Origin of the sequence: Kineosporia sp. NBRC 101731, assembly GCF_030269305.1 — a bacterium.
In the GTDB taxonomy this organism is placed as follows: Bacteria; Actinomycetota; Actinomycetes; order Actinomycetales; family Kineosporiaceae; genus Kineosporia.
The window spans coordinates 172,607-187,998 of sequence record NZ_BSTC01000008.1 but is presented as its reverse complement, the minus strand read 5'-3'; the positions used below and the strand labels follow the sequence as shown (position 1 = coordinate 187,998).

Genomic DNA, 15,392 nt, shown 5'->3' with positions numbered 1-15,392 from the left:
GAACTAGTCGGTCTTGCCGTCGGCGTGGATCGTGCTGAAGCCCGTGTACCTGGTGAGCACCTCGGGCAGCACGATCGAGCCGTCGGCCTGCTGCCCGTTCTCCAGCACCGCGGCCATGGTGCGGCCGATCGGCAGGCCCGAGCCGTTCAGCGTGGCGACGAACTCACGCTTGCCCTCGTCGGTGCGCGTACGGATGTTCGCGCGCCGCGCCTGGAACTGACCACAGTCCGAGCAGGACGAGATCTCCCGGTAGGTGTCCTGCCCGGGCAGCCAGACCTCCACGTCGTAGGTCATCTGGGCGCTGAAACCGGTGTCTCCCGCGGCCAGCAGGATCGTGCGGTGGGCCAGCCCCAGTTTCTGCAGCACCGCCTCGGCGTGACCGACCAGCTTCTCGAGCTCGCTCTGCGAGGAGTCGGCGGCGACGATGCGCACCATCTCGACCTTCTCGAACTCGTGCAGCCGGATCAGGCCCCGGGTGTCGCGACCGTAGGAGCCGGCCTCCGAGCGGAAGCACGGCGTCCAGGCGGTGTAGGCCAGGGGCAGGTCGCCGGGCTCGACGATCTCGTCGGCGTGCAGGTTCGTCAGCGGAACCTCGGCCGTCGGGATCAGGTAGAGGTCACGCGTGCCCGCCGCGGTGCGGAACAGGTCTTCCTCGAACTTCGGCAGCTGACCGGTGCCGAGCAGGGCGCTGGGCATCACCAGGTGCGGCACCGAGAACTCGGTGTATCCGTGCTCGCGGGTGTGCAGGTCGAGGAAGAACGAGGCCAGACCCCGCTCCAGCGCTGCCCCCGCGCCCCGGGCGACCCGGAACCGCGGGCCCGACAGCTTGGTGGCCCGGGCGAAGTCGAGAATGCCCGTGCGCTCCCCCAGCTCGACGTGGTCGCGCGGGGTGAAGTCGAACTGTGGCGGGGTTCCCCAGCGGCGGATCTCGGTGGCGTCCTCGTCGCTGAAGCCGTCAGGCAACGTGTCCAGCGGCAGGTTGGGGATGTTCAGCATCAGGTCACGCAGGTCGGCACTCGCCGCCTCGGCGCGCTCCTCGGCCTGCTTGATCTCGTCCTTCAGCTCGCGGGCGCGCTCTTTCAGCGCGGTCACGTCGCCGCCGGCCTTGGCCGTCTTGCCGACCTCACCGGCCAGCTTCTTGGACTCGGCACGCAGGTCGTCCGCCGTCTTGATGCCGGAGTTCCGGCTGGACAGCAGTTCTTCCAATGCGGCCGAGTCGAGTGTGTAGCCTCGGCGGGCGAGCCGGCGAACCGCCTCATTGCCCGGGTCGAGCAGGGCGCGCGGGTCGTGCATCGAAGGACCTCTCAGCAGGTAGGGCTTTTGCCGTCATCGATGCTACCGGCGCACCTGTGTTCATCTCTCCCGGTATTTCGCGTGGCGTGCTTGCCGGATCTGTTCACCCGGGACGGCGAGAATGCCGACCATGGCCATCGATCCCTCCACCACCCACACCCTGAACAGCCCCGACGGCGCCGAGCTGGTGGTGACCGCGCACGGCGGTCACGTGCTCGGCTGGGCCCCGGCGGGCGGTCCGGCCCGCTTGTGGCTGAGCCCCACCGCCGAGAGCGGGCCCGGCCTGGCCGTGCGGGGCGGCGTTCCGGTGATCTTCCCGCAGTTCGCCGGGCGCGGGCCGCTGCCGAAGCACGGCCTGGCGCGCAACCGGGCCTGGGTCGTGGTCGAGTCCGGCGCCGGTTTCTGGGAGGCGAAGCTGGAAGACGACGAAAACACCCGCGCGATCTGGCCTCACGCGTTCGAGCTGGTGCTGCGGGTGCAAGCGTCCGGCTCGGTCCTCGATCTGACGCTCACCGCTCGGAACACCGACACCGCGCCCTGGAACTTCACCGCGGCTCTCCACACCTACTTCACCGTCGGTGACCCCACCACGGTGATCACCGGTCTGGGCGGACGGACCGCGGCGGACAATGCCGGGGGCTCACCGGGCGTGCTGGACGATGCCGTGCTCGCACTCGGCACACGCGACGTCGCGATCGCGGGCGCCTCCGGCCCGGTGACCCTGGAAGACCCCGAGCTGGGGCCATTGGTCATCACGGCCAACGGCTTTCCCGACCGTGTGGTCTGGAACCCGGGCCCCGGCCACGGCCTGGGCGACGTGCCCCCGGGCGCCGAGAGCGACTTCGTCTGCATCGAACCGGCCCTGCTGGAACCGACTGAACTGGCACCCGGATCGGTCTGGACGGGCACGGTACGGCTCGATGCGGGCACACTCTCTGCTGACGCATAACTTCGCAATACGTATCGGTCACATGGTCACAACCTGCCAATACCGATAGTTTGATTACGTGGAGTCATGACACTTTGCTAAATCAGCATCGGTGTGGCAGGCTCTCCAACGCACCGGCGCCGAGAGCGCCGGTGCACCAGACTTCTGCTTCGCCCGGGCCCATTTTCGTGTGTCCGGGCGGTGCTGTCTCCGGCCCGCTTCGGCAGTGGCCACATGAGCTCCTCGGTCTGAGCCAGAGGTTGGAGGGACCTTCTGGCTCAGACCGTGGTCTTGGGTGCTCAGGCCGCGGAGCCCAGGTATTCCTCCCAGGACGGCTCACGTACGTCTGCGCCCCGCACCACCCAGGCCGGGCCGCGCGGCGAACGCGGCCGCACCGAGAGCGTCCACCCCATTTCCTCCGGGGTACGGCTGCCCTTGACGTTGTTGCACCGCATGCAGCACGCCACCAGGTTCTCCCAGGTGTCCTGACCACCGCGACTACGTGGCAGCACGTGGTCGATCGTGGCGGCGTGAGCGTCGCAGTAGGCGCACCGGTGCTCATCGCGCCGCAGCACCCCCCGTCTACTCACCGGGATCGCCCGGCCGTGCGGCACCTTCACATAGCGGGAGAGCACGATCACGAGAGGCCGGTCGACGGTGAGGGTCTCACTGATCACTGGATGAGGGCCGTTCTCGACCACGGCCGCTTTACCGGCGAGGACGAGCACGATGGCCCGGCGGAAGGAGACGACGGCCAGTGGTTCATAGCCGGCGTTCAGTACGAGGGTGCGCATCAGCGGCCACCTCCTGGGTCCCGGACGACAAAAGGCGCCGTTCCGTAGGGAACGACGCCTTGAGTGGGCGGCACATGGCCGCCCGGTATCTCGGTGGAACTGGTACTGCTCGCAGGCCCGCTCGTGCGGGCTTGCCGGCGCTGGCCCGGTAACCCGGTATGCGCCCGCGCCCTGGCCGCAAGAAAGTCGCGTATGTGTGGTATCACCTACGACCTCCTCACCGGTATGCCAGCTTGTCGGACTCTGGTTGACAGCGTAAGCGGCAACCCCGTGCCAGATCACTCCCTTTACCTCAGTGATCTGCGTGACGATCCGGCAAACAAAGCGCCGAAGCCCCCACCGGGATCCGGCGGGGGCTTCGGCGGTGAACCTCGAACGAACGCTCAGGCCACCCGGCCGAACGTCACGGCGCTGGTCCAGATGGCACGCTTGCTGAACGACGTACCGGTGCGACCGGCGTCGTACATCATGTTGCCGCCGGCGTAGATCCCCACGTGGTAGGCACTACCACCAGAGGTGAAGAACACCAGGTCGCCCGGCACTGCCTGCGACCGGGAGATGCGGGTGGAGCTCAGCATCTGCTGGTTGGCCGTGCGTGGCAGGTCGATACCGACCTGGCTGTAGATGTAACCGGTGGCACCGGAACAGTCCCAGGCCATGGGTGTGGTGCCGCCGTAGCGGTATGGAACGCCCAGGTAGCGGGCGGCAACGGCTAGCACGGAGGAGCCCCGCGCACTGCCGAATGAACTGGACACACTGGTACCCGTCGACGACTCTCCGCTCACGGCGGAGATAACGACCTTGTTCGGAACAGCGGTGAAATCGCTGCTTTCGAACGATACCGTGGCGGCGACCGGTGCCGTGAGCGATGCCGAAGAAGTCTGGGCGCCGGAAGGTGCCGCGAGGCTTCCCGAGAAGGCGACAGCCGGCTGCACCGCGATCGGGGCAGTGGCCGGGACAGCCGCCTCGGCGCCGGTGGTCGTACGGTTCGCGGCCTGGGAAGACATCCCCATCGTGGCGACGAGCCCGCCCGACATGGCGATCACTGCGCCACCCCGACCGAGCACCGACATCTGGCCGGTCACGGCATGACCCAGAGACGAAAGCGGTGTTGCAGGACGAACAGGCGCGCGATGGCGCGCCGTGGCCCGAGTAGTCACGGTTTACCTCTCCGAACGCCTACGAGGTCAGCTGTCGGGTTCGGATGGGAGAAGTCATCCGGCCGGGATCGCCCTCTGTTCGAGGACGGTGTCCCGGCTTCACCCCAAGGACGTCTGTGGAACGACGCCCGGAATTGGGTCCCCCGCCTCTGCCATGCGGTGTTCGTGTTGCCCCGGGGTGATGGCAGAGCTCGGCGTCCACCTCGGGGGCTTCTCGGAGGGGGAGAAGCGAACGCGAAGCTACCCGAACGCGCGAAGCGATGTCACGTCTGGGTCACGGCAGCCCCAGGAATATTTACGGAACGTGATTGGATCAGCACGTTCGGCCGATCTTTGGTCCTTCGAACGCGGCTTCGGCGCCCCCGATGGGAGGACGCACAGAAGCCTCACCACTACCTTGAACCCCCCGTTCCGCACTCTGAGCTGCACGGGAGCCCGACACGCCGCGGCGCGTCGTGCCATTTTTGACAGTATTGAATCGATCTTGATACGGCCGTTCTCCGCGACTCTGAGTAGAGAAGCCCGGGTGCAGCGAGGGGGCTTCGGTTCTCTGTGCAGGAATGGAGGACGAGGGCCCTCACGGGGCTTTCACGGCACCTTCGGCGGGGCTTCCGGAGGCTTCCGGAGGCTTCCGGACCGACGAAGAGCCCCGCCCCGGCTGCGGCCGGGACGGGGCTCTCCTGGGTTCTTACGGCTTCTGGCGACGTGGTGCGTGTGAGCTGGCGCCGGCCTGCCGGAGGTTTCCCTTCGGGTGGGCCCTCAGACGGCCTCGACGAAGACGTGACGGGCCACGTCGGCCAGCAGCGCGACACCCCCGTCGGCCTCGGCCGAGCGCATCTCCGGCAGCTTGACCACGCTGATCAGGTAACCGGTGGGCGTGCGCTGCGCCTGCACGCGGGAACCGGGCACCATGCCGGCGCCCTGCAACTGCTTCATCAACTGCGTGTCGATCTGGAGCCGCTCGCCGAGGCGGCGAATCATCAGCTCGTTGCTGTTGTCGGCCGCGGCCACGGCGTCGGGAAGGCTGAGCACGCCCTCGCGGAAGGCGTTGGGCAGTGCCTCCGGCCCACCGAGCTCCTCCAGCCCCGGGATCGGGTTGCCGTACGGGCTCTCCATCGGCCCGGCGAGCATCTTGAGCAGTTTCTGCTCGACGTGGTCGCTCATCACGTGCTCCCAGCGGCAGGCCTCGTCGTGGACGAGCTCCCACTCCAGGCCGATCACGTCGAGCAGCAGTCGTTCGGCGAGCCGGTGCTTGCGCATGACCCGGGTGGCCTTCGCCCGGCCGATCTCGGTCAGTTCGAGATGGCGGTCGCCGGAGACATGGAGAAGACCGTCACGTTCCATCCGCGCGACGGTCTGGGACACGGTCGGCCCGGAGTGACCCAGACGCTCTGCGATCCGGGCCCGCAGCGGGACGACGCCCTCTTCCTCGAGCTCGAAGATCGTTCTCAGATACATCTCGGTGGTGTCAATGAGGTCGCTCACGTGCCCATTGTCAACCCTTCGGCAACCAGGCACCATCCACCACCGGCCTGAGAGGCCCCATCTGACGCTTTGTGCGGAGAACGGAACAGCCCGGAAACAAGGGCCGGACACCGCACCCGCCCGCACCCCTCCTCCAGGGGCCGGGAGCCCCCTCAAACCCTCCGCGAACGGAGTGGGGGCAGGCAACAGCCCGCAGGCTCGCCGGGATCTCTGAGGTCAGAGATCTGGAATCCGGCGGTGGCGCGCTGGACGATGCGCGCCCCCTGCGGGCTGCGGTGACTGCCTGGAATTCGCCGGCCGCTGTCGGGGCCGTGAATCACTCTCGAGAAAGAACGAGAGCAGTCCGTCCGGAACGACGGCGGCTAGCTGACTGCCACCTCACGCGTCCGATATGAACTCACTGTCGAACCACCTCCTCTCTCGTGTGCCACGACGGTACGTACGCCCGGCCGCACCCGGCAACGGGTTTTTCCCCGGTTTCTCGGTGGGCGTACGCAGGAGTAGCCCGTCCGGCGGACATCGGGCGCCGGAAGAAGGCATGATCGTGCGAGTGAGCACGGCGTCCGAAGAGATCCGCGCGGCTCTGGCCGGCGCGCTCGAGCTTCCGGTGGGACCGGAACGCATCGAGGCGCTGGACGGGCTGCTGCCATCGGTGTCCGGGGCCGGTAGCGCCCAGGAAGTCGGGTTGCTGGGCACCCAGATCCGTAGCGCCCTCCTGACCGCCTGCCTCGACGCGGGACGGCACGAGCGGGTGCCGGAACTGTTCGGCTGGCTGATGGCCCGCTACGACGAGGCCCCCGACTGGCTCGACGAACAGCTGGGCCGTCTGCTGCTCGCCAACCTGGCCACGACCGGGGCCGGGCTGCTGCCCCATCCCGACGTGTCGCGTTCTTTGATCAACCACATCATCACCGGTACCGAGCAGCGCTACGCCGAGGCCGGTGAGCCCGCGGGCCCGGTGCTGCGGTCACGTTTCCTGTTCACCCGTCACGTGCACGGCATCATCGCCGCGAGCGGTGAACTCGAGGCCTGGCTGGCCGCCGGTCCTTCACCGGCAGGCGCCGGCTGTGCCGACTGCGAGCGGGCCGAGCAGGTGCGTCACCTGGTCGAGCTGGGCGCCTACCAGCGAGCGATCGATCACGCCGGGCCGGTGCTGCGGGCCCCGGCGTCGGAGTGCGAGTCGCAGCCCGCCGGGATGATCGGGGCGGTGATCCCCGCGTTCCTGCGCAACGGGCAGGTGGGCGCGGCGGCCTCGGAACACGTGCGCGCGGTCCGGCTGATCCGTACCCGGCTGGCCGGAGCGGCCGCGGCGGCCGGCATCTCCGGTGATTCCCAGGCCGGTGACGCGCTGGCGTCGATCGCGATCCGGGGCACCGGTGCGGCCGACCAGTTGCTGGCCTGCGCCCGGTCCGGGCGCCTGCGGCACGGACTGGACCTGCTGCGCGAATGGCTGCCGGCGCTGACCGGGGTTCCCGAACCGCTGGAGCAGTTGCAGAACGCGGCGGCGATCGCCCGGCTGGTCTGGAGCCTGACCGAGGCCGGGCGGCCGGGTGAGGTGGTGCTGCCGGTCGCGCGGGCCAGCATGCTGCCGGTCGCCTACCGCACCGGGACCGATCTGACGGTGTCCCTCCTCGGTGAGCGCGCACTGGCCGAGAGCAGTCGCCTGGCGTTGCTTTTCGACGCGCGTAACGAGACCGGCGAGGTCGGCGCGCGACTGCGCGAGACCCTTGGTTCCGGGTCGCTGCCCGACATGCCGCTGGAGGCCTTCGAGCGGGCGGGCCTGGAGCAGTGGACCCCGGAGCAGATCAGCCGGGGGCGCCGCGCCGAGGGCACGGCCACCGACAGCACCGACCTCACCGTGCTGGCCAAGGAGTTCGACGATGCCCTGCGGGCGGACGCGACCGAGGCGATGCGGGCCGTGATGGGCGCGTGGCGCCTGATCCGGTCGTCGATCCGCACCGAGGGAGATCCGTACGCCGAGCAGGCCGCGGCCCGGCTCGACGGCTGGCTGGCGCTGGATGAGATCTCTTCCCATCCGGTCGATCCCGACATGGGACCGCCGTTGGAAGCACGGGTGCTGCTGGAAGCCTCCCAGGCCGCCACCGAGCGGCTGTTCGCGTCCGGCCTGGTTCTGGAGTCGCTGCTGCACGACCAGGCCTGTGTGCTTGTCGCGGCCCAGAACCGTTTGATGGAGCCGGATACCGCGATGGACCGGATCGAGGAGCTGACGGCCGAGGTGGCCGGCACGGGCACCCCGCCCGACCTCGGCGAGGCCCTGTCCCGGCTCGTGCTGGCCCGGGAGATCGCTGCGACCGCCGGTGTGGTGGTACCCGCCCAGATTTCCCAGCTGGTACCGGTTCACGGTGCGGTGCCGGAAGAGGTCACCGGGCTGATCCCGGTCGATCCGCCCGCCGGATCCGATGACGAGCCAGACTTCCCGGAGGACGAGGAGGAGGACGAGGTCAAGCCGATCCACGACCCGGTCCTCACCGAGGCGTTCGGCCCGGCGTCCATGCCGACGTCCCTGATCGGCCCGTTCATCACCACACCGATCCGGGTGACGCCGTCCGACTCCCCCGGGCACCGGCCCTGGCACGGTGACGACGACCCGAAGCAGTCGCGTCGTCAGCTCGACCCGATGGAACAGCTGCGCGCGGAGATGTCACCGGAAGACGTGCGCGAGGTGGCGCAGACGCTCGACCTGGTGAACTTCGACCCGCTCGAGACCTCGATCGCCCAGTTGCGGTCGGTGCCACCGGAACGGCTCGAGCACCGCCACCTGCGGGCCCTGACCCGGATGCTGCGGCTGCGCGCCCGCGACGAACCGCGCTCGGCCGCGGTGAGCACCCTGATGCAGGCCGTGGCCACGCTGCCCGAGGGGGTGCGCCCGCTGGAACGCGCCCAGGCCGGGGCCGACTTGGCCTCGGTGCTCGGCGAGACCGACCCGGCGGCTGCCCTCGCAGTCTGGGACCATGCCGTGGAAGACGCCGAAAGATCAGGCGAGGGGCCTATTCTCGGCACCCTACTGGCTGCCTCGGCAATGCTGAGGCACCGCACGGGTGACGCTTCGATCGCCGCGGCCGACCTGGCCCGGGCAGTGCCGCTGCTCGACCGTTTCGCCCCCGCCGCCCTGGCCGGGCAGTGCCGCGTGGACCTCTCCCGGGTCCTGCTCGAGCTGGAGCGGCCGTTCGCCGCGGCGGCCGCCGCCGAGGCCGCGTTCGCCGACGTGGTCGATGTGCTGCGGGCAGAAGGTATGGAGACGCCGGCGCTGACCGCCGCGCCCGGCGAGCGCCTGGCCCCCGACGAGGTGCAGGTACCCGAGGGCGACATCCCGGCCGAGATCGCCTCTCAGATGCATCTGGCGGGGGCCGCGGCCTTCGCTGCGGCAGAGGCGAACTCGACCGCGGGCACGCCCGGACCGGCCCGGCGCCTGGCGATCCGCAGCGCCCAGTGGCACGCCCGCAACGGCAACCCGATCGGCCAGGCCGAGGCCTGGCAGCTGGCCGCCCGGGTGGCCGGGCGCCCCGGCCGGGTGGCGGCCGATCTGGAGCGGGCCGCCGAGCTGGCCGAGGCCGGCGCCGACTGGGCCCGGGCCGCCACCTGCCGCCGCGAACGGGTCACGGCTGTGCGGGCCGCCTCGGGTGACGACGCCGCGCTGAATGCGCTGGACGAGGCCGACGAAACCCTGAACGACTGGTCTCACGCCCTGTCCGGGCGCCGGGTGCAGCCCTCGGAGCGGGAGCTGGCCGAGCAGCAGATGCGCTGGCACCGGGTCGCCATCGCCGAGCAGCGGGCCCGGCTCCTGGCCCTGGGCGGGTGGTTCGGTGAGGCCATGGAGGTGGCCGACGGGCTGGTGGACGAGTACCGCGAGCTCGGCGACACCTGGTCGGCCCGCGACCTGCAGGGCCTACGCGGCCAGCTGCGCGCCGAGCTCGGCGACCTCGAGGGTGCCGTGACCGACCTGCGCGAGGCGGCGGAAGCGGCCTCGGTGGCGCACGAGACGGAACAGACCCACGGCCTCGGCGCCCGGCTGGCTGCCGTACTCGGCAGCGCCGGCCGCGACGACGAGGCCGAGGCCGCCTGGAACCGCTACTGCGAAAACGGTTCCTGATCACCAAAGCTAGGTCCTCACCCTTGTGTTCGTGATCACGGCAGAGTAGGTGCGCAGCGGCGGGTCAGGGTTCGTGGCGGGTCAGGGTTCGCGGCGGATGACCTGCCAGGCGTCCGGGTCGTCCAGCAACGGCAGGCCGGCGTCGGAACTGATCCGGATCGCCTCCGGATCGGCGCCCACGGGCAGGAACACCAGCCGGTCGTGCATCCGGGAGGGCTGGCCCTGCCAGAACTCGATCTCCACCGGGCGCACCAGGAAACCGCCCCAGTGCGGCGGCACCGGGACATCGTCCGCGCTGCCGGTGTCGGGCCAGCGCTCGCTGAATTCCCTCCAGCGGTCGGCCATCACGGTGCGGGAGGCGACCGGCTGCGACTGGTGACTGGCCCAGGCGCCGATCCGGGAGCCCCACGGCCGCGAGCGGAAGTACTCGGCGGTGGCCCGCTCGTCGACCCGCTCGACCACCCCCCGCACACTGACCTGGCGGTGCAGGGGCATCCAGACCAGGTCGAGCGCGGCGACCGGACGGGCGGTCAGATCGGCGGCCTTGCGTGAGTCGTAGTTGGTGAAGAACACGAACCCCAGACGCTCGGCGTGTTTCAGCAGCACCGTGCGCACCGACGGGGCACCGTCCGCATCGACCGTGGCCACGGCCATCGCGTTCGGCTCGGTCACGCCGGGATGGGCCAGCGCCTCGTCGTACCAGCCCCGGAACTGGGCCAGGGGGCTGGTGGCCAGGTCGGTCTCGGCCAGGCCCGGCACCTGGTAGGACAGCCGCTGGTCGCTGAACGCCGGATCCACGTGCTCGATGCTCATGGCCAACAGTCTGGGGGTTCGCGGCCACCGACGCCGCCGTAACAGACGCTCGGCCATCGGACGGACACAGAAAGCTACCGCCGCCCGCCGAATATGGCCTTACTCATGCCGTAGGCCCTGCCTTTGTGCCCTTGACTGCGCTGAACTGTCCGGACCGGCCCGTCGCGATCCGGCGGGCCACGGCCGCGGACTGTCCCCACCAGGACACGACAACAGAACAAAGGAGTTCGAGATGGGCGAATTCGTACCGGGTCTCGAAGGCGTCGTGGCTTTCGAGACCGCGATTGCCGAACCCGACCGGGACGGCGGCGCCCTGCGGTACCGCGGCGTCGACCTGGTCGATCTCGCCGGGCGGGTGGACTTCGGCCAGGTCTGGGGCCTGCTCGTGGACAACTCGTTCACCCCCGGTCTGCCCCCGGCCGAACCCTTCCCGCTGCCGGTGCACACCGGCGACGTGCGGGTCGACGTGCAGAGCGCCCTGGCCCAGCTGGCGCCGCTGTGGGGTTTCAAGCCACTGCTCGACATCGATCCGGCCCAGGCGCGTGACGACCTGGCACGGGCGTCGGTGATGGCACTGTCGTTCGTGGCCCAGTCGGCCCGGGGCCAGAACACGGCCATGGTTCCGCAGAAGATGGTGGACGAGGGGCGCACCATCACCGAGCGGTTCATGATCCGCTGGCGGGGCGAACCCGACCCGCGACACGTCGAGGCCGTGGACGCCTACTGGGTCTCGGCCGCCGAGCACGGCCTGAACGCCTCCACCTTCACCGCCCGGGTCATCGCCTCGACCGGTGCGGACGTGGCGGCGGCGCTGTCCGGTGCGGTCGGCGCGATGTCGGGCCCGCTGCACGGTGGGGCGCCGTCGCGGGTACTGCACATGCTCGAGGGGGTGGAACGCACCGGCGACGCCCTGGCCTACGTGAAGCAGGTACTCGACCGCGGCGAGCGGCTGATGGGTTTCGGCCACCGGGTGTACCGCGCGCAGGACCCGCGGGCACAGGTGCTGCGCTCCACCGCCGAACGTCTCGGCGCCCCCCGCTTCGAGACCGCCCTGGCCCTGGAGAAGGCCGCCCTGAGCGAACTCCAGGCCCGCCGGCCGGACCGTGTACTGGCCACCAACGTGGAGTTCTGGGCGGCCGTGATCCTCGATTTCGCGCAGGTACCGGCCCGGATGTTCACCCCGATGTTCACCTGCGCCCGCACCGCCGGCTGGTCGGCCCACATCGTCGAGCAGAAGGCCACCGGACGGCTGGTGCGCCCCTCGGCCCGGTACGTGGGTGAGGGTCCGCGAGGCATCGAGAAGGTGCACGGCTTCAGGGTCTAGTGCGGCGACCACCGACGATCGCGACCGCGCCGTTGTTCGTCGCGGCCGTGATCGCCGGCGGCGCCGATCTGCCCGCCTCCGTAACCTGATCGCCCGGCCCGGCCCCGACCTGCGAGACTGGCGCGTCCCACCGCTCGTCAGGAAGGTTCGCCTCGGTGAGTACGCCGTCCATCACCATCCCGGCCGGGCTGTTGCCCGCCGACGGCCGCTTCGGCTCCGGCCCCAGCAAGATCCGCCCCGAGCAGGTGGAGTACCTGGCCTCGATCGAGCGCACCGTGCTGGGCACCTCGCACCGTCAGGCCCCGGTCAAAGACCTCGTCGGCCGGGTGCGTGCCGGGCTCGCCGAGCTGTTCGACCTGCCCACCGGCTACGAGGTGGTCCTCGGGAACGGCGGCTCCAACGCCTTCTGGGACATCGCGGCCTTCAACCTGGTGCGGCACCGCGCCCAGCACCTCACGTTCGGCGAGTTCTCGGCCAAGTTCGCCGCCGTGACCGAGAAGGCGCCGTTCCTCGGTTCCGGCACGGTGATCTCGGCGCCGGCCGGTGAGGTGGCGCAGGCCCGGGCGGAAGAAGGGGTCGACGCCTACGCCTGGCCGCAGAACGAGACCTCGACCGGTGTGATGGCGCCGGTGCTGCGGGTCGCGGGCGCCCAGGACGACGCGCTGATGCTGGTGGACGCCACCTCCGCGGCGGGCGGCCTACCCGTCGACGTGAGCCAGACCGACGCCTACTACTTCGCCCCGCAGAAGAGCTTCGCCTCCGACGGTGGGCTCTGGCTGGCGTTCCTCTCCCCTGCCGCGCTGGAGCGCAGCGAGCGGATCACCGCGTCCGGCCGCTACATCCCCGATTTCCTCGACCTTCAGGCCGCGATCGACAACTCGCGCAAGAACCAGACCGTCAACACCCCGGCGGTGGCGACCCTGGCGATGATGGCCTCGCAGATCGACTGGATGCTGGGCAACGGCGGTATGGACTGGGTCGCCGCCCGCACCGCCGACTCCAGCGACCGGATCTACACCTGGGCCGAGAAGACCTCGTACACAACGCCGTTCGTATCCGACCCGGCCGCCCGCAGCCAGGTGGTGTGCACGGTCGACTTCGACGGGGCCGACGCCGCCCAGGTGGCCGCGACCCTGCGGGCGAACGGCGTGGTCGACGTCGAGCCGTACCGCAAGCTCGGCCGCAACCAGTTGCGCATCGCGGTCTACCCGGCGGTGGAGCCGGACGACGCGAGCGCCCTGCTGGCCAGCATCGAGTACGTGGTGGAACACCTGAGCTAGTCCGTTTCTCTGAGAAATGCCCCCTGACCTGCGAGGTCCGGGGGCATTTCTCGTTCCCGCCACCAGGCTGACCATCGCCGATGCCGGTTTGTAACGGCACGTTGACAGGCTTCGCGAACACATCATCCGGGCCATCCCTATAAACCCGGCTTTTCCTCTATTCTCTAGTGGAGCGATAGAGTTAATGTATGGTTACCGCCTGCCGGATCGCCCGACCGGACCGGTGTGCAACGCAAGCTTGAGAACTGGTCCCGTCACAGACTTGGAGTCTTCCCGAGATGAACGTTCTGCGTGGTCGCGGTCGCACCACCGCCGTGCTCGCCCTGCTGGCGGCCTCCAGCCTCGGGCTGAGCGCCTGTGGCTCGAACACGAGCACCGGTTCCTCCTCCGGCGGCAGCGGTGGGGGTTCCGCCAAGGAGATCGACATCGTCGGCTTCTCCGTGATCAAGTCCGCCTACGACGATCTCGGTGAGGCGTTCGCGAAGACGCCCGACGGCGAGGGCGTCACGTTCAAGAGCTCCTACGGCGCCAGCGGCGCCCAGGCCCGCGCCGTGGTCGCCGGTCAGGCCGCCGACCTGGTCGCCTTCTCGCTGGAGCCCGACCTGAAGAAGGTCGTGGACGCCGGCAAGGTGGACAAGGAGTGGAAGAGCGTCGGCGACACCGAGGGCATCAACTCCAGCTCCGTCGTGGTCATCGCCGTGCGCAAGGGCAACCCGAAGAACATCAAGGACTGGGACGACATCGCCAAGTCCGGCATCGGCATCGTCACCGCCGACCCGGGCACCTCCGGCGCCGCGAAGTGGAACCTGCTCGGCGCCTACGCCCAGGCCCTCGGCGCCGACAACGACACGGCGGCCGCGCAGACCTACCTGAAGAGTTTCATCGGCAACGTGGTGAGCTGGAACGACAGCGGCCGCAACGCCACCGACGCCTTCCTCAAGGGCACCGGTGACGTGCTGATCTCCTACGAGAACGAGGCCATCGCGGCCCGCGCCGCCGGCGAGGAACTCGAGTACATCGTCCCCGACAGCACCCTGCTGATCGAGAACCCGGGCGCCGTCACCAGTGACGCTCCCGAGGTGACCGGCAAGTTCCTCGACTACATCCGCAGCACCGAGGGGCAGACGATCCTGGCGAAGGACGGCTTCCGTCCGGTCGTCGACGGGGTCACGGCCACCGATGTCGAGGGCGCGAACGACCCGGCCAACCCGTTCCCGACCGTCAAGAACCTCACCACCATTGCCGATCTCGGCGGCTGGGACGAGGTCGACGACACGTTCTTCGGCGACAACGGCATCGTCACCAAGCTCCGGAAGTAACCGACGATGGCCACCGCACCGGATATCCCGGCGCCGCCGCGGCGGCGCCCCCGGCCGGTCTCCTCGGGGCGGCTCAGCGCCGCCTCGGGGCTCGGCCTCGGCGTCGGCATGCTCTGGCTCTCCCTGATCGTGCTGCTGCCCATCGCGAGCATCGTGGTGGTGGCCCTGCAGAGCGGCTTCGGCCCGTTCTGGGAGGCCGTCACCGACCCCGAGGCCCTGGACACGATCAAGCTGAGCGTCGGCGCCGCGGTGCTGGTGACCGTCATCAACGCCGTGCTCGGCACCCTCGTGGCCTGGGTACTCGTACGGGACTCGTTCCCGGGCAAGCGGATCGTCGAGGTCATCATCGACATCCCGTTCGCCCTGCCGACGATCGTGGCCGGCCTGGTGCTGATCTCGCTGTACGGGCCGCAGAGCCCGTTCGGCATCGATCTGGTCGGCACCCGGCGCGGCATCTTCGTGGCCCTGCTCTTCGTCACGCTCCCGTTCGTGGTGCGCTCGGTGCAGCCGGTGCTGATCGACATGGAGCGGGACGTCGAGGAGGCCGCGGCCTCGCTCGGCGCCTCGGGTTTCACCATCTTCCGGCGCATCGTGCTCCCCACGATCGCCCCGGCGATGCTGGCCGGCTCCGCACTCGCCTTCGCCCGCGCCCTGGGCGAGTTCGGGTCGGTCATCCTGATCTCGGCGAACCTCATCGGCAAGACCGAGGTGAGCAGCGCGTACATGCTGAAGCTGATCGAGCAGAACGACACCACCGGCGCCGCCGCCGTGGCCACCCTGCTGCTGGTGGTCGCCGTGATCGTGCTCGTCCTGCTCGACTCGTTGCAGAGACTGGCGGCCCGTCGTGACTGAAACTGCCACTTCAGAGATCGAATTGAAGACGAC

Annotated in this window: 11 protein-coding genes and 1 riboswitch; of the genes, 6 read left to right on the top strand and 5 right to left on the bottom strand. The window is 69.7% G+C overall.

What is annotated here, in order from left to right; translation table 11 throughout:
• Positions 1 to 3: 3 nt before the first annotated feature.
• Complete coding sequence (serS, locus tag QSK05_RS22525) at positions 4 to 1,293, bottom strand: serine--tRNA ligase (RefSeq protein ID WP_285599272.1); 1,290 nt, start codon at positions 1,291 to 1,293, stop codon at positions 4 to 6.
• A gap of 130 nt (positions 1,294 to 1,423) precedes the next feature.
• Here serS and QSK05_RS22520 point away from each other — a divergent pair, with 130 nt between their 5' ends.
• The gene (locus QSK05_RS22520; protein ID WP_285599271.1) at positions 1,424 to 2,242 is read left to right on the top strand and encodes a D-hexose-6-phosphate mutarotase; all 819 of its coding nucleotides are present in this window, start codon (positions 1,424 to 1,426) and stop codon (positions 2,240 to 2,242) included.
• Positions 2,243 to 2,520: 278 nt separating this feature from the next.
• Here QSK05_RS22520 and QSK05_RS22515 read toward each other — a convergent pair whose 3' ends face one another.
• The 3 genes from QSK05_RS22515 to QSK05_RS22505 form a co-directional block, all read right to left on the bottom strand.
• Positions 2,521 to 3,015 (bottom strand): HNH endonuclease, encoded by a 495-nt coding sequence (locus QSK05_RS22515; protein ID WP_285599270.1) that lies wholly within the window; start codon positions 3,013 to 3,015, stop codon positions 2,521 to 2,523.
• Between the two features lie 383 nt (positions 3,016 to 3,398).
• Positions 3,399 to 4,100: a C40 family peptidase gene (locus tag QSK05_RS22510; protein WP_285599269.1), complete on the bottom strand. Its 702-nt coding sequence runs from the start codon at positions 4,098 to 4,100 to the stop codon at positions 3,399 to 3,401.
• A gap of 77 nt (positions 4,101 to 4,177) precedes the next feature.
• Positions 4,178 to 4,347, bottom strand: a riboswitch (cyclic di-AMP (ydaO/yuaA leader).
• 587 nt (positions 4,348 to 4,934) lie between these two features.
• Complete coding sequence (locus QSK05_RS22505) at positions 4,935 to 5,660, bottom strand: iron-dependent transcriptional repressor DtxR (protein WP_285599268.1); 726 nt, start codon at positions 5,658 to 5,660, stop codon at positions 4,935 to 4,937.
• 550 nt (positions 5,661 to 6,210) lie between these two features.
• Here QSK05_RS22505 and QSK05_RS22500 point away from each other — a divergent pair.
• Positions 6,211 to 9,771: a hypothetical protein gene (locus tag QSK05_RS22500; protein WP_285599267.1), complete on the top strand. Its 3,561-nt coding sequence runs from the start codon at positions 6,211 to 6,213 to the stop codon at positions 9,769 to 9,771.
• 81 nt (positions 9,772 to 9,852) lie between these two features.
• On the opposite strand, the gene pdxH is transcribed toward QSK05_RS22500, so the two are convergent.
• Positions 9,853 to 10,584 (bottom strand): pyridoxamine 5'-phosphate oxidase, encoded by a 732-nt coding sequence (gene pdxH / locus QSK05_RS22495; protein WP_285599266.1) that lies wholly within the window; start codon positions 10,582 to 10,584, stop codon positions 9,853 to 9,855.
• A 232-nt stretch (positions 10,585 to 10,816) separates the two neighbouring features.
• On the opposite strand from pdxH, the gene QSK05_RS22490 reads away from it, so the two are divergent.
• The 4 genes from QSK05_RS22490 to cysT all read left to right on the top strand — a co-directional run bounded on the left by QSK05_RS22490 (position 10,817) and on the right by cysT (position 15,359).
• Positions 10,817 to 11,908 carry a citrate synthase 2 gene (locus tag QSK05_RS22490; RefSeq protein WP_285599265.1) on the top strand — a complete coding sequence of 364 codons (1,092 nt, stop codon included), beginning with the start codon at positions 10,817 to 10,819 and terminating at the stop codon, positions 11,906 to 11,908.
• Positions 11,909 to 12,063: 155 nt separating this feature from the next.
• Positions 12,064 to 13,188: a phosphoserine transaminase gene (gene serC, locus QSK05_RS22485; RefSeq protein ID WP_285599264.1), complete on the top strand. Its 1,125-nt coding sequence runs from the start codon at positions 12,064 to 12,066 to the stop codon at positions 13,186 to 13,188.
• Between the two features lie 278 nt (positions 13,189 to 13,466).
• Positions 13,467 to 14,507, top strand: coding sequence for a sulfate ABC transporter substrate-binding protein (locus tag QSK05_RS22480; protein WP_285599263.1), 1,041 nt, complete (start codon positions 13,467 to 13,469; stop codon positions 14,505 to 14,507).
• Between the two features lie 6 nt (positions 14,508 to 14,513).
• The gene (cysT, locus tag QSK05_RS22475) at positions 14,514 to 15,359 is read left to right on the top strand and encodes a sulfate ABC transporter permease subunit CysT (RefSeq protein ID WP_285599262.1); all 846 of its coding nucleotides are present in this window, start codon (positions 14,514 to 14,516) and stop codon (positions 15,357 to 15,359) included.
• Positions 15,360 to 15,392: the final 33 nt, after the last annotated feature.

Bases quoted from the DNA above. Each gene is read 5' to 3' on its own strand.
- serS (WP_285599272.1), bottom strand. From the start codon at position 1,293: ATGCACGACCCGCGCGCCCTGCTCGACCCGGGCAATGAGGCGGTTCGC.
- QSK05_RS22520 (WP_285599271.1), top strand. From the start codon at position 1,424: ATGGCCATCGATCCCTCCACCACCCACACCCTGAACAGCCCCGACGGC.
- cysT (WP_285599262.1), top strand. From the start codon at position 14,514: ATGGCCACCGCACCGGATATCCCGGCGCCGCCGCGGCGGCGCCCCCGG.
- QSK05_RS22480 (WP_285599263.1), top strand. From the start codon at position 13,467: ATGAACGTTCTGCGTGGTCGCGGTCGCACCACCGCCGTGCTCGCCCTG.
- QSK05_RS22515 (WP_285599270.1), bottom strand. From the start codon at position 3,015: ATGCGCACCCTCGTACTGAACGCCGGCTATGAACCACTGGCCGTCGTC.
- QSK05_RS22490 (WP_285599265.1), top strand. From the start codon at position 10,817: ATGGGCGAATTCGTACCGGGTCTCGAAGGCGTCGTGGCTTTCGAGACC.
- pdxH (WP_285599266.1), bottom strand. From the start codon at position 10,584: ATGAGCATCGAGCACGTGGATCCGGCGTTCAGCGACCAGCGGCTGTCC.